Origin of the sequence: Brevibacillus sp. AF8 (assembly GCF_021270385.1) — a bacterium.
GTDB lineage: Bacteria > Bacillota > Bacilli > Brevibacillales > Brevibacillaceae > Brevibacillus.
This window is the reverse complement of sequence record NZ_JAGQDN010000017.1, coordinates 28294-42319: the sequence shown is the minus strand read 5'-3', so window position 1 is coordinate 42319 and position 14026 is coordinate 28294. Positions and strand designations below refer to the sequence as shown.

Here is a 14026-nt window from a genome sequence, read left to right as displayed (position 1 = left end):
CATCATCAACGATACCATAAGTGCTGTCTTATTGCGAATCTAGCAGGCATCTGCTATAGTGAAAATGGCTTTGTTTATAAATGATCGTCCATTTTTCGGTACACCGCCTCTATTCGGTCGTGCCTCCATGTACATACCTCAGCTGAGGTTTTTTAATTACGATTCGGGTGAATTCAGATGAGCAAATTACGAGTCCTCCACGTGATTGGCGGGGGGGAATTTGGCGGTGCTGAACAACATATTCTCAATTTGGTCACTACTTTTCCAGTCGACGAAGTGGAAGTCGCGGTCGTATGCTTCTATGATTCTCTCTTCGCGAGTAAGTTGCGGGAATCAGGCATCCAGGTCATTACACTGAATCAGTTCGGACGTTTTGACTTACGATTGCTGCAGGCTCTGCGGACTGCCTTTTCCACATTCCAACCAGCGATTATTCATACGCATGGGATTAAAGCCAATTTCTTTTCCCGACTGGCAGCTCTCGGTATGAAGGTTCCTTTGCTGACCACCGTTCACAGCTCACTTCGTTATGATTATACAAGCTCTTTGGCCTATGCCATTGTCAGCATAATGGAAATGAGCACGAGACATTGGAACCGTCATTATATCGCGATCAGTGGTGCGATTGCCGATATTTTGCGGGGGCAGGGTGTTCGCTCGTCTGACATTAGCGTGATTTATAACGGAATGGACATGAAGCCTTATCGGCAAAACCATTTACGGGAAAATGACCGCAATCGACTACGTGCGGAATGGAACATACCAGAGGACGCCTTTTTGTTCGGGACAGCCGCTCGCTTTGTTCCCGTAAAAGGTCTCCCGATTCTGCTCGATGCTTTTCATACGCTTGTGGCGGACAAGAAAGAGACTCCTTACCTCGTGTTGATCGGGGACGGCTCTGAACGTGCTGCGCTCGAAGCCAAGGTAAAAGAATTGGGGCTGGAATCACGTGTTCGCTTTGCTGGATTTCGGCAAGATATTCCAGCGTGCTTGCATGCCTTAGATGGCTTTGTCCACTCTTCCTTGTACGAAGGGCTAGGCTATACGATTATCGAGGCGATGGCTTCGGAGGTTCCTGTCGTAGCAAGCAGTGTCGGCGGTGTGAAAGAGTTTGTTTTCGATGGCGAAACGGGGCTGATCGTTGAACCGGGAAATCCCGCATTGTTGGCGCAGGCAATGGAACGGCTTTGGACTTCACCACAATTGCGTGAGATCATGGTGCAAAACGCGCTGAGCAAAGTAGAATCCACTTTTACCATTCAACTCATGACCGAACAAATTGTTGCTCTTTATCGTACGTTACTGAAATGACGAAAGGCACGGTGAAACGCGAACAGCGGGCATCGTGCTTTTTTCATATGATTTGTTTGAAGAATCTGTTTTTATGGTTGCCTACTCATGATCAATCTGGTTACATATGAATTGGAACTATTTTGTATACCAAGCTGCACCAGACAGAAAGGGTGAAAATGAGATGAAACTATTTCTTTCGGTAGACATGGAAGGCATTTCAGGCATTGTGGATACGAGCTATATTAACCCGGCTTCGGGGGTTAACTATCAGCGTGGCCGCCAGTTTATGACAGATGATGCCAATGCAGTTATTGAAGCTGCACTTGAGTCTGGCGTAACGGATATTGTGGTAGCAGACAGCCACAACACCATGAACAACATTCTCTGGGAAAAGCTCCATCCGAAAGCGAGACTGTTGGCAGGTTCTCCACGCGATTCATCCATGATGCAGGGAATCGATGAGAGCTTTGATGCAGCGATGTTTATCGGCTATCATACCCGCCAAGGAATTCCTGGCGTGCTCAGTCATACGATGTCCGGGGTGGTTCACAATATGTATATCAACGGACAAGTAGTGGGTGAGTTCGGCTTTAACGCCGCGATTGCGGGCATGCACAACGTTCCTGTTGTCATGGTGTCTGGTGATAATCTCATTGCCGTCGAAGCACAGGAACTAATTCCGGGCATCCAAACAGCGATCGTGAAGGAAGCGGTATCCCGCACAGCTGCGATCTGTCTCTCGCGTGAAGAAGCGACCGCTGAACTGAAGCGCAAGACGGCCAATGCCTTGCGCAACCGGAACAACATCCAGCCATTCCGTACAGCTGTACCTGTAGAGCTGGCAATGGAATTCTCGCATGCAGGACAAGCCGAGATGGCCGCAATTGTCCCGGGCACGCGCTACGAAACAGCAACAAACACAGTTTATTACAATGCAGCCAATCCGCAAGATATGTACAAAACAATGCGCGCCATGCTGAACCTGGCGTCGGGTGCTGAATTTTTTTAATAAGAGAAGGGAGGAACGGAAGGGCTTGAAATCAGCTCTTCCGTTCTCCATTTTGACGGGAGATTTTTCAAGCGCGCCCATTCTTCCGTTTCCGCGCTACACGTGACCGAAATCCTCTTTTTCCCTTTCTTGCTTTTGCCTTCGCTTTCACCTTTTGCCTGTTGTTCATTCCTCGATTGGACGCCCGAGAGCCTGGCCCGCCTCCAACAGCGTGCTGTTGCTTCGTGTTGGAGCTTTCAATCGCAGCATTTGTGCCACCTGTACTGTATGTGCCACCCCCACCTGCTACTTGTGTGGCGGAAGCATTTGCAAGGCGTCTTGCCAGCTTGACTACCTGGTCGTTTATCACCACAATAGCTTCTTTTCCGTTTTTCTTTTTGCCCTTATGGTGACCACGATACTCCGATTGCTTGCCGGCCATTCCCCGATTTCGCGCAATTCCACCAGCTCCCACGCTCTGTTGTTGCAGTGTGTTGGCTGAATCGATGGCTGCATCATTACCGGCAGCACTACTTCGTCCTGCTCCGCTGGCAATTTGAGTCGTGTTTGGGGCGTTCGTAAACTGCGTATTCAGTACAACAACCACCCTACTGGTTTCGTGCAAAAACGTCTTCACGACCATTCGCTTTTTACCCTTTTGGTAAATGACAGTCAGCTTATCTTTCCGACGAGACATGTGCAGTTCATTCCTTTACATGAGACTACTACATGTAAATGCGAAAGACGGACAAAGCGTGTTGGACAAATGGTGTGGAGTTGCAAAAAATGCACTTTTGTTCGCATTCCGAAGCGGACAGTCCCTCCCTCAGTATGGCGTAGGCTGAAGCGTAGACTGGAAATTCACTTCTTTCCCCCACTGCCACTACTCCTCTTAACCAAATAAAAAAGCAGACCCATCATCTGAGTCTGCTTGTCGTTTCAGCTTTTATAATTTCCGAACGTTCGTCGCTTGAGGACCGCGTTGACCGTTTTCTACGTCAAACTCAACCTCTTGCCCTTCGTCCAAGGATTTGTACCCTTCGCCCTGAATTGCGGAGAAATGGACGAATACGTCATCTCCACCATCACGCTCGATAAAACCGAAACCTTTTTCACTGTTGAACCACTTTACTCTTCCACGTTCCATTTTTGCCTCCTAGCATGTAACCCTTACATGACATTTGAAATATTGTCTTACCTCGGTTACTATTGCCATTTACGAGGCTTATTATACGTGACCGAATTTTTTTCTCCTACTTCGCAGCCTCTGTTGCTTCTTTGGCTTTGCTCTGGTCCACAATAAACTGTCCCTTCCAGTTGCCCTTTGTTTTGCCGATCCGGTTCACATCGATATTTAAGGTGAGTGGTTGTGGTAGCTTGGATTCACGCGAGGTGAAGGCAAGAACGCCCTCTGGCTTGTTATGATCGGCTATTCCCACCTCTAGTTCCTTACCGGATTCATCTGTTAAGTAGAAAGGCATAGTATCCTCTTTGGTCCCGAAAAAGTTTAGGACACTTGGACCTTCCAAGCCTTTATCCTGGTACATGGGATTGCCATTTGCTTCGCCTACCACATCTAAACCTGTCGTATCGAATTCGAAAGGCACCAGTTCTCCATTTTGTTGTTCAATGCGATAGTGCAGCAGAACCTTGCTATCTTCCGCATACACTTCCGTAAAATGAATCGTAATCCCCTGATCGGTAATTTTTTGATCGATCGGAATGGACAACCCTTCTGCCGCTGCTCGCTTAACCTCTTCACCCACCAAACCGTTCAAGTCTTTTGGATTGTCTGCAAAATAAGAGGTTCCATTTAAAGCCGCATATACTCCAGTCGGCAGTATAATAGCAGCAATTAATCCCATCATAACTAATTTTTTCTTCATCGTTACAGTCTCCTTTTTTTCGTGATAGCGATGAAAGGACTGCCTTACGCGCTGATCGAGTTCATCAGGGATCGTGGTCTCGTCTATTTGTTTGGTGAGAGACTGTTTTATGATTTTTTCGATAGACATGTTTGGAGTTCCTCCTCATTCCATTCAACGTCAATCCACTCGCGGATTCGCTTTAATGCCAGATGATTTCTCGATTTTGCTGTCCCCACAGGTATTTGCAGCAGTTCGGCAATCTGGTCGTACGTATAATCGTAGTAATACCGATAAATGACGACGATCCGCAGCTTGAACGGCAGCATTTGGATTGCTTGCTGCATCTCTGTGGCAGACTCCATCGCAAGCATTGGCTCATCCGGCGTTTCGACATGTTTCTCTTCTTCCAAGCTCTGTTTTCGTTCTAACAGACGGAATCTTCTCCAAATCTGTCTTCGCCAGTTTTTCACCTGTCTAATGACAATCCCATTCACCCAGAAAAGAAACGGACGCTTGCGATCATAAGCAGGCAGTGATCTCCATAGCTGATAGTAAATTTCGCTTACAATATCATGAACATCTTCTTTATTCGTGACCATGGCTGCTACGGTACCGTAAATTTTTGTCCGCGTCATGCTGTAGATCACCTCAAAAGCTTCTTGATCTCCATCACGCAAACGGTCCAGCCACAGTTCTAACATTTGATCATTCATCGGAGGGCCCCCTGAAATTGTATACACCTTGTATTGGCTCTCTCGTTCAATATGGTTCACTACTTTATGAAAAAAACCTCTCCAAACGCTTTTACGTGCGTTTAGAGAGGTTTTGGCATTCAAATCAGTGGAACTTGTTCAAGAATTAAATGCGCACCACAGTCGCCTTGCTAACAAGGTCACGCGGGATGCGGTTCTTCGTGTCGAAGAGGATCGGCGCGTCAGCCATCTTTTCGGCAACATGAGCCCAATTCGCCTCAGCAAATTCCTTTTGTACAGCAGTGAGGAACAACGCATCTGCTCCATTCACTGCTTTGTCCAAACTGTCAACCTTGTGATCATACACAGTCGGAACAGCCGGATCGTAGGATCGAACGTCTACTCCTTTTGCCATGAGCAGCTTAATCAGGTCATGAACAGGGCTTACGCGGTCGTCATTGGAAAAGTCTTTCATCGCCATTCCCAATACAGCTACGCGGCTTCCTGCCAATGTCTTGCCATTATTTTTCAAGGCTTGCTCGAGCATTCCGATCAACACATCAGGGACTGCATCATTCGTGTTGCGAGCCAATTGCAGAATCGGCAGGTTTACTTCCAATTCACGTGCCTTAGGCTGCAAGTAGTACAATGCATTCGGCAAGCAGAAGCCGCCTACACCCGGTCCTGGCGATAACAGGTTTACACGCGTGTGCGTATTGGCAACCTTGATCAACTCGAACGTATCGATGCCAAATGCCTCGGAGAAACGAGCAAATTCCTGTACCATCGCAATGTTCACATCACGCTGGATGTTCTCGATGACTTTTGCTGTCTCGACTACACGGATATCCGTGATCGTGATGTCCGTCTCGCTGATGAAGGACAGCAACTCTTTTCCTTTTTCGGCGCTTTGCTCGTTGATGCCTCCCAAAACGAGCGGCATGTGGATGAACTCTTCAAAAGCACGGCCTTCTGCAATTCGCTCCGAGCAATATGTCAGGTAGAAATCGACACCCGCAACAAGACCGCTTGTTTCCTCCAAAATCGGCAGAATCACGTCTTCTGTCGTTCCTGGTACGACAGTACTGCGGATCATGATGGTATCGCCTTTTTTCAGTACACGACCAAGCGATTGCGCACAGCTTTTCAGCGGTCCGAGATCAGGATCACCGTTATGAACAGGCAATCCGACTGTTACAATATAGTTATGGACTTCCGCTGCCGCTTCCTCGTAGGAGGACGTTGCACGGAAGCGTTTTGCTTCAATCTGCTCTTTGAGGATCTCTGGCAACGTTTTCCCCTGATAGGACTCCAGGTGATGGGAATGTGCCGCATTGATCTCATCGACGACATGCGGTAAGACGTCAATACCGATGACGTTTGCTCCTTTCATGGCATAGGTAAGCGCCAACGGCAAGCCTACAAACCCCAATCCCACAACAGCTACGCGTACAGGTTGAGTCATTGCGTATCTCCTCTTTCACATTCTCCAAGTAAGGTCCGTATGACTGTAGAAGTCACGCGGCCAACTTGCGTTATATTTTTAGGACAGGTAGTAAACACCTGCAGCGATAAAAAGCACACACAATCCGATGAGGACCTTGTACAACGTTTCCAAGGCTGTTCCTCCCCCATACAATCTTGGCTTGTCCTCTTTTTCGTAAAAAGGACGTTGATTGGGCAGAATAGTTTGGTACTCTTTCGCCAAATCAAATTATACTCTCGTTTGAAATATCGTTCAACCCGTCTAACGAGGCAAGGATGCCCCTATGATATACGAAAAACCGATGGACAGGACCATCGCGATAAATCCAATGGCCCTGTTATCTTTTGCAATTTCCTGATCAACATTAAACGTAGGGGTCATGAATTCAAATATGAAGTAAGCAGACAACAACAAGAAAAATCCGAAGGTCGCCCAAATCAGCGCTTCGCCCAAAGACAAATGCGCCTGAATGGAATAACGGAAAACGTTCGCGATCCCAAAAATTTTCCCGCCCGTTGCCATTGCTACTGCCATGTTCCCACGCTTCAATTCTTCCCAAACACGATAACGCGTCACCAGTTCAAAAATGGCTAAGAATAAAACCATCGCCAGTCCAGACACAGTAAAATAAGCTGCAGTTGCAAAATATGGATTGTGTAGAAGGCTTTCCATATGTCCCTCCCGACCTCTTATTTTAATTCGGCAATGGTAGCACCTACGCCGCCTTCTCCTTGACCACCTAAGCGGAAGGATTTTACATTACGATGGTTTCTCAAATACTCGTGCACGCCTTTGCGCAGTACCCCTGTCCCGTGTCCGTGAATAATGGAAACCGAGTGCAAGCCTGCCAACAGCGCATCATCTAAAAACTGATCGATTTCCCGAATGCTGTCCTCAACGTTGTAGCCGCGCAAGTCGAGATCCATCTTGATATTGTCACTGCGACGCTTCACAGAGGTATACGGAGCCGCTTGCGGTTTTTGCTGGATCGAGTTTTGTACATGCATATCATCGCGCTTCACTTTCATTTTCATGATTCCGATCTGCACAAGGAATTCTTCATTGTTTACCTTTTCCAGCACGGTTCCTTTTTGTCCGAAGCTCGTCACCATTACTTCGTCGCCCACCTTGATCTGTGTGGCACGAACTGCTTTTGCCGGCTTCTTCACCTTTTCCTTCTCCAGCTCAAGAACGGCATTGCCCAAGCGCTTCTTCGCATCGATGAGACGATGCTCCTTGATTTCCATGCCTTCTGCCATCATTTCGCGCAGCTCGCGAATGATCGTTTCCGCTTCTTCTTTTGCGAGTTGGACGGCAATTCGCGCTTCGTCCTCTGCCCGCTCCATTCGTTTGTTCTTCTCTTCCGCAAATTGCGCGCGCTCTTCTTCCAGCTGTCTACGCAGCACTTCTGCTTCCTCGCGTGCCGCTTTTGCCGCCAACCTGTCTGCTTCCGCCGACTTGCGGTTACGCTCCAGCGAAGCGATCATGCTCTCGACCTGATTGTCTTCCTCACTGATCGAGCCGCGCGCTACATCAATGATGTGTTCCGGCAATCCCAGACGTCTTGCGATAGCAAACGCGTTGGATCGGCCCGGCACCCCGATGAGCAAGCGATAAGTAGGACGCAGCGTCTGTACGTCAAATTCTACGCTGGCGTTGATGACCTCGGGTCTATCGTAGGCATACGCCTTCAATTCACTGTAGTGAGTCGTTGCAACCAATCTCGCACCGGAATCAATCACATGGTCAATGATGGACATGGCCAAAGCAGCACCCTCTGTCGGGTCTGTTCCTGCGCCTAGCTCGTCAAACAACACCAAGCTCTTGTCGTCCATTTTCGCCAAGATTTGAATAATATTGGTCATATGGCTCGAGAATGTAGACAGGCTCTGCTCGATGGATTGCTCATCCCCGATATCGGCAAAAACGGAGGAGAAAACAGTCATCTCGCTCTCTTCCTCTGCCGGAATATGCAAGCCCGCCATCGTCATCAAGGACAGCAGTCCGATTGTTTTGAGGGAAACGGTTTTCCCCCCTGTATTCGGACCTGTCACAACAATCGCCTGATACTCTCCGCCTAGCTCCACATCTACAGGAACGACAACTTCTCGTGGAATAAGTGGATGACGCGCTTTTCGCATGTTTACGTAGCCGCGATCATTGATGCGTGGACAAATCGCCTTCATGCTCCAGGCAAGCTGAGCCTTGGCAAACATAAAATCGAGCTCTGTCAGTGCTTCTGTATTCTCGACCAAAGCCTCTACCGCAAAGGATACTTGCTCCGTCAACACGTACAGAATGCGCTCTACTTCACGTTCCTCTCGCAAGCGAAGCTCGCGAAGCTTGTTGTTCATCTCGACGATCACTTCCGGCTCGATAAAGAGCGTCGCCCCAGATGCCGACTGATCATGAACAATTCCACCAAATACAGAACGATACTCTTGCTTTACCGGAATGACGAAACGATCCCCACGAATTGTAACGATGTTTTCCATCAGCATTTTTTGGTAAGTAGACGAGCGTGTCATTTGATCGAGTTTTTCGCGAATGCGCGACTCGAGTTGTCTAATTTCCTGACGTACCTGTCGCAGTTCAAGACTCGCGCTGTCCAAAATATCGCCGTTTTCATCAATACAGCGGCGAATTTCGGTTTCCAACTCGCGCAGGCCCTCAATACGCTCTGCCTGCTGTTGTAATAATGGCAGTTCGTGATCTTCACACATATCGAGCAAAAACGTTTTGAGTCTGCGTCCGGCCATAACGGTGCTGGCGATATCTAGCAATTCCATTGGGGCGAGCATGGCATTCAATCTGGCGCGCTGTACGGGGCCGCGGATATCGCGAATGCCACCGAGAGGCACGCTGCCCTTTAGGCGTAACACAGTTGCAGCTTGTTCAGTCCCTTGCTGAGCGGTTATGACTTCATCCAAGCGTAAAAAAGGAACCAGCTCTGATGCTTTTTCTTTTCCATATGTGCAAGATGCCTTGTCAATCAACAGGGCGACTATTTTATCGTATTCTAACGTCTTTAAAACCCGTTGTTCCACTGTGCTCCTCCTTCTTTATCCAGCGGCGACCGTTGTACCGTGCGGGCGGGAGCGACGGTCTATACCGGCAATCATTACGATCTCCCCATTATAGCATGGCAGCGAAGCTTAGAAAACTTGGGCTCGGATTGCACCGGAAAGGGACCACGGGCGAAGGATAAATTTACACGTCTTCGCTTGGCATAGTTCCACTCTTTGCGTGAGAGAATGAAAGGTGAAACAACCCTAAAGGAGGAGTACACATGACGATCATGCGCCATATCGTCCGCTTTATCGTCGCTGCCGTAGTCCTGATGTTTGTCGGCTTTCTGGTCCCCGGCTTTTCGGTTAGCAGTTTTTGGACAGCTCTGCTCGCGGCCGTTGTCATTGCACTAATTGGCTGGGCCGTAGAAGCCATTTTCGGAGATCGAATTTCGCCGTACAATCGTGGTATTATCGGCTTCTTGGTCAGTGCCGTCGTGATTTATCTCACTCAGTTCATCGTCTCTGGCTTCCGCGTAACGATTCTTGGCGCGCTTCTGGCTTCCTTGGTGATCGGGATCATCGACTTGTTTATCCCGATCAAAACCCATATGGATTTGCGCAATGGAGATGCCAGGAACAAGCAGGAGACATAGGCAGAATACGCCAAAGAGCCATCCCTTTAAAAACGGGGTGGCTCTTCTCATTTTACCCAAAACGTAAAAAGAGAGGCACTTAAGCCCCTCTTTTCCTTAATCTATCGGTTTAGCCTTTGCCTCTTCCTGAATGATTTTCAGCAGTTCTTCGTACTCCTGACGCAAGCGGAAGTATTCATCCGCAATATTGACTGCAGAAAGTACGGCAATTTTGGCAGTATCCAGTCGATGGTTGCCGTTTGCGATTTCGTTCATCTTGTCATCAACGAAACCGGCCACCATGCGTATGTGATTGACACTTGCCTTGCCACTGAGCCGGTATTGTTGGCCAAAGATGTCCACCGTCAAACGATTTTTCCCATCACCTTGCACGAGAGGTACCTCCCTACTGCGACCTTTGCTCTACATTATCCTTTTTTAGGTTACTGAAAATGTCAGAGTTCGTCAAGCTGTGTTACATGCGCAGTTCAGCACCAGTTTTGTTTTTCAAGGCGTCAATGACAGCAGTAGTCACTTGTTGAATCTCTTCGTCCTGCAAGGTACGCTCGGCGTGACGGAATACCAGGGCAAATGCCATGCTCTTCTTATCTTGAGCAATACGTTCACCCATGTATACATCGAATAGGGTTACGGACTCAAGCAGTTCGCCTGCCGCTTCACGAATCGTTGCTTCCAATACACCAGCAGCTACACTGCGATCGACAACGAGAGCCAAGTCACGCGTTACCGCCGGGGATTTTGGCAGCTGATTGTAATGGCCTACCTCGGCAGCTACATCAATCAAAGCAGCTACATCAAACTGGAATACGTACGTTTCGGACAGATCATAAGCTTTTTCTGTGCCCGGATGAACTTGCCCCAGATAACCCAGACGTTTTTCCCCTACCCATACTTCTGCGGTACGTCCTGGGTGCATACCTGCGATGTCCTGGACAGCTTTGTACTCGGCAGCTTGGATACCCAAACGAGCGAAAAGTGATTCCGCAATCCCTTTTGTTTGGAAGAAATCAACAGGCTGTTTGGCGCCCATCCAGTTTTGTGCGAGCAGTTGTCCAGTCAACGCACCTGCTACATACAGACGCTCTTCTGGAAGCTGTGTGAGCGTTTCTTCTTTTGTCAAGAACACACGGCCCAATTCGAAAATCGCAACATCGTGGTTTTGACGGTTTTTATTGTATGCCACTGTTTCCAAGAGGCTTGGAATCAAGCTCGTGCGCAGAACGCTATGATCTTCACTCATTGGCATCATGAGCGCAATAGGGTTTACTTTTTCCTGATGCAGACCCGCTACTGCCTCGACACGATCTGGATGAACCAGTGCATAGGAAATCGCTTCATTCATACCGGTACCAATCAAATGATGACGGATCGTACGACGCAATTGCTGTTCTTTTGTCAACTGTCCTTGTGTGGTCGAACCAGAAGGCAAGCTGGTCGGAATGTTGTCGTAGCCGTACAGACGTGCAACCTCTTCCACCAAATCCTCTGGCAGCGTAATGTCGCCACGTCTCGTTGGAACGGTTACCGTCCATTTGTCGCCCGCTACTTCATACGGGAATTGCAGACGCTCGAAAATCGGCGATACATCAGAAGCCGATATGTCGGTTCCGAGATGCTGATTAATTTTTGCAAGTGTAACCGAAACGACAGCAGGCGCAGCTTTGCTTACAACAGCAGAGCTGATTCCTTTGGATACTGTTGCGCCGGACAATTGCTGAATCAGCGCAGCAGCGCGCTCTCCCGCTTCCTGCACACGCGCTTGGTCAACGCCTTTTTCCCAACGTACGCAGCCTTCTGTACGCATGCCGAGCATACGAGCTGTGCGGCGCACTGTTTTTGGTGTGAACCAAGCTGCTTCGAGAATGATTTCACTCGTCTCATCAGTGATTTCGGAGTTAGCTCCGCCCATGACCCCTGCGATCGCCAAGCCTTTGGTCTGGTCGGCAATCAGCAAGGTTTGCTCATCCAGCGTGCGCTCTTGATCATCCAATGTCACGAGCTTTTCGCCCTCGTTTGCCAGTCGAACGACAATAGAGCGATCAGCTACCTGTGTCGCATCGAAAGCATGCAGTGGCTGACCGTACTCGAGCAGGACATAGTTGGTCACGTCTACCACGTTGTTGATCGGACGAACTCCCGCTGCCATCAGGCGATTTTTCATCCATTGCGGAGATGTCGCGATTTTGGCGTTGGTGAAGTGACGACCGTGGTATTGATGACTTTCATTCGTCGCTTCGATCTTAACCTGGACCGGGTTGTCGCCACCGTTTTCGGTCAGCTCGATTTGTGGGAATACCACTTCTTTACCCAAAATAGCGGCTACCTCGTAAGCAACCCCCAGCATGCTCAAGCAATCCGAACGGTTCGGCGTCAATCCCAATTCCAGCACATAGTCATCCAAGCCGAGGTACGAAACGGCATCCATACCGATTTCCGCATCCGCTGGCAGAACCATAATGCCCTCTTGCTGATCTTTTGCCAGAAGCTTGTCATTTAAACCCAATTCTTTTGCAGAGCAGATCATCCCTTGGGATTCTACACCGCGCAGCTTGGAACGCTTGATGTTTAGACCTCCAGGGAGCTTCGCACCGATCAGGGCGACGAGAACTTTTTGTCCCTTGTCTACGTTCGCTGCTCCACAAACGATTTGCAGGTCTTCTCCTTGTCCTGCATCAACGACGCATACGTTGAGACGGTCAGCATCCGGATGCTTGCTGCGTTCTTTTACATAACCGATCACAACACCAGATACACCTGCGTTGCGCGATTCAACTGCGTCTACTTCAATCCCGCTGCGAGTCAGCTTTTCAGCCAGCTCCTGGGGCGTCGTTCCACTCAGATCGACGTATTCGGATAACCATTGGTATGATACCTTCATCTTTGCCTCTCCTCTCTAGCCTCGATTGAACTGACGCAGGAAACGAACGTCGTTGGTATAAAAATGGCGGATGTCCTCTACCGCGTATTTGAGCATCGCAATTCGTTCTACACCCATACCGAATGCAAAGCCGCTGACTTCCTCAGGGTTGTAACCGGCCATTTCCAGTACGCGCGGATGTACCATACCAGCACCCAAAATCTCGATCCAGCCTGTTTGCTTACATACACGGCAACCGTGACCACCGCAGTTGAAACATTGCAGGTCTACTTCTACGGAAGGCTCCGTGAACGGGAAGAAGCTTGGGCGCAGACGAATTTGCTGGTTTTCTCCAAACATTTGACGGGCAAAAGTCAAGAGGGTACCTTTCAAGTCACTCATCCCGATTTTTTTATCAATCACGAGACCCTCGATCTGCGTGAATTGGTGGGAGTGTGTCGCATCGTCATCATCGCGGCGATACACTTTACCCGGACAGATCATTTTGAGTGGAGTCTTGCCTTCTTTTTTCAACATCGTACGTGCTTGCACAGGAGATGTCTGCGTACGGAGCAGTAGCTCTTCCGTGACGTAGAACGTATCTTGCATATCGCGTGCCGGGTGATCTTTTGGCAGGTTCAGCATTTCGAAGTTGAAGTGGTCCATTTCTACCTCAGGACCTTCTGCCACCTCAAAGCCCAGACCGATGAAGATGTCTTCGATCTCTTCAATGATCCGAGAAAGCGGGTGCATGGTGCCTGCTGGTACTGGACGTCCTGGCAGTGTCACATCGATCGTTTGTGAAGAAAGCTTGGCATTCAGAGCCGCTTCTTCAAATGCTTTTTGTTTGCCAGAGAACGCCGCCTCCAGCGCTTCCCTTACTTCGTTCACCAGCTGACCGACAACTGGACGCTCTTCTGGGGACAAGCCGCCCATGCCGCGCAGCAGTTCTGTCAACTCACCCTTTTTCCCCAGGTATTTGACGCGCAAATCCTGAAGTTGTGCGGCTTCTGTCACTTGGCTGATTTGGCCCAGTGCGGACTCTTTCATTTCTTGCAACCGAGTTTGCACTTCGAATCGCTCCTTTATTTCTGTTTTGGAAAAAGAAAAACCCGCCCCTCAAAAAGGGACGAGTTACTTTTTTCTCGCGGTACCACCCTTGTTAGACAATTCGCTTC

13 protein-coding genes are annotated in these 14026 nt (G+C 48.9%); 3 read left to right on the top strand and 10 right to left on the bottom strand.

Annotated features, from left to right (window positions below):
* Nucleotides 1-177 precede the first annotated feature (177 nt).
* Complete coding sequence (locus KB186_RS20155; protein WP_173608630.1) at nt 178-1311, top strand: glycosyltransferase; 1134 nt, start codon at nt 178-180, stop codon at nt 1309-1311.
* Between the two features lie 163 nt (nt 1312-1474).
* Nucleotides 1475-2302, top strand: coding sequence for a M55 family metallopeptidase (locus KB186_RS20150; protein ID WP_173608631.1), 828 nt, complete (start codon nt 1475-1477; stop codon nt 2300-2302).
* 67 nt (nt 2303-2369) lie between these two features.
* Here KB186_RS20150 and KB186_RS20145 read toward each other — a convergent pair whose 3' ends face one another.
* From KB186_RS20145 to KB186_RS20115, 7 genes are all read right to left on the bottom strand, one after another.
* Nucleotides 2370-2978, bottom strand: a complete 609-nt coding sequence (locus KB186_RS20145) for a hypothetical protein (RefSeq protein WP_221867738.1) — start codon at nt 2976-2978, stop codon at nt 2370-2372.
* A gap of 249 nt (nt 2979-3227) precedes the next feature.
* On the bottom strand, nt 3228-3428 hold the full coding sequence (locus KB186_RS20140; RefSeq protein ID WP_012685372.1) for a cold-shock protein: 201 nt from the start codon (nt 3426-3428) through the stop codon (nt 3228-3230).
* Between the two features lie 106 nt (nt 3429-3534).
* The gene (locus KB186_RS20135; RefSeq protein ID WP_173608633.1) at nt 3535-4296 is read right to left on the bottom strand and encodes a DUF4179 domain-containing protein; all 762 of its coding nucleotides are present in this window, start codon (nt 4294-4296) and stop codon (nt 3535-3537) included.
* Nucleotides 4275-4862, bottom strand: coding sequence for a sigma-70 family RNA polymerase sigma factor (locus KB186_RS20130; RefSeq protein ID WP_173608634.1), 588 nt, complete (start codon nt 4860-4862; stop codon nt 4275-4277). The genes KB186_RS20135 and KB186_RS20130 overlap by 22 nt, the downstream gene beginning before the upstream one ends.
* Before the next feature lie 145 nt (nt 4863-5007).
* Nucleotides 5008-6306, bottom strand: coding sequence for a nucleotide sugar dehydrogenase (locus KB186_RS20125; protein ID WP_221867737.1), 1299 nt, complete (start codon nt 6304-6306; stop codon nt 5008-5010).
* A gap of 282 nt (nt 6307-6588) precedes the next feature.
* A complete protein-coding gene (locus KB186_RS20120; RefSeq protein ID WP_173608636.1) occupies nt 6589-6999 on the bottom strand; it encodes a DUF350 domain-containing protein in 411 nt (136 codons plus the stop codon).
* 17 nt (nt 7000-7016) lie between these two features.
* Entirely contained in the window at nt 7017-9374 is a 2358-nt protein-coding gene (locus tag KB186_RS20115) for an endonuclease MutS2 (RefSeq protein ID WP_173608637.1), read from the bottom strand.
* 242 nt (nt 9375-9616) lie between these two features.
* Here KB186_RS20115 and KB186_RS20110 point away from each other — a divergent pair, with 242 nt between their 5' ends.
* Nucleotides 9617-9991 (top strand): phage holin family protein, encoded by a 375-nt coding sequence (locus KB186_RS20110; RefSeq protein ID WP_047070996.1) that lies wholly within the window; start codon nt 9617-9619, stop codon nt 9989-9991.
* Between the two features lie 96 nt (nt 9992-10087).
* Here KB186_RS20110 and zapA read toward each other — a convergent pair whose 3' ends face one another.
* The 3 genes from zapA to pheS all read right to left on the bottom strand — a co-directional run bounded on the left by zapA (nt 10088) and on the right by pheS (nt 13919).
* Nucleotides 10088-10363, bottom strand: a complete 276-nt coding sequence (zapA, locus tag KB186_RS20105) for a cell division protein ZapA (protein WP_007728510.1) — start codon at nt 10361-10363, stop codon at nt 10088-10090.
* A gap of 82 nt (nt 10364-10445) precedes the next feature.
* A complete protein-coding gene (pheT, locus tag KB186_RS20100; protein WP_232774250.1) occupies nt 10446-12869 on the bottom strand; it encodes a phenylalanine--tRNA ligase subunit beta in 2424 nt (807 codons plus the stop codon).
* Nucleotides 12870-12884: 15 nt separating this feature from the next.
* Nucleotides 12885-13919, bottom strand: coding sequence for a phenylalanine--tRNA ligase subunit alpha (pheS, locus tag KB186_RS20095; protein WP_017251057.1), 1035 nt, complete (start codon nt 13917-13919; stop codon nt 12885-12887).
* Nucleotides 13920-14026: the final 107 nt, after the last annotated feature.

Excerpts from the sequence above, each read along its gene's own strand:
- KB186_RS20135 (WP_173608633.1), bottom strand. The coding sequence starts at position 4,296 with ATGTCTATCGAAAAAATCATAAAACAGTCTCTCACCAAACAAATAGAC.
- KB186_RS20125 (WP_221867737.1), bottom strand. The coding sequence starts at position 6,306 with ATGACTCAACCTGTACGCGTAGCTGTTGTGGGATTGGGGTTTGTAGGC.
- KB186_RS20145 (WP_221867738.1), bottom strand. The coding sequence starts at position 2,978 with ATGTCTCGTCGGAAAGATAAGCTGACTGTCATTTACCAAAAGGGTAAA.
- KB186_RS20110 (WP_047070996.1), top strand. The coding sequence starts at position 9,617 with ATGACGATCATGCGCCATATCGTCCGCTTTATCGTCGCTGCCGTAGTC.
- KB186_RS20155 (WP_173608630.1), top strand. The coding sequence starts at position 178 with ATGAGCAAATTACGAGTCCTCCACGTGATTGGCGGGGGGGAATTTGGC.
- KB186_RS20150 (WP_173608631.1), top strand. The coding sequence starts at position 1,475 with ATGAAACTATTTCTTTCGGTAGACATGGAAGGCATTTCAGGCATTGTG.
- KB186_RS20140 (WP_012685372.1), bottom strand. The coding sequence starts at position 3,428 with ATGGAACGTGGAAGAGTAAAGTGGTTCAACAGTGAAAAAGGTTTCGGT.
- KB186_RS20120 (WP_173608636.1), bottom strand. The coding sequence starts at position 6,999 with ATGGAAAGCCTTCTACACAATCCATATTTTGCAACTGCAGCTTATTTT.
- pheT (WP_232774250.1), bottom strand. The coding sequence starts at position 12,869 with ATGAAGGTATCATACCAATGGTTATCCGAATACGTCGATCTGAGTGGA.
- KB186_RS20130 (WP_173608634.1), bottom strand. The coding sequence starts at position 4,862 with ATGAATGATCAAATGTTAGAACTGTGGCTGGACCGTTTGCGTGATGGA.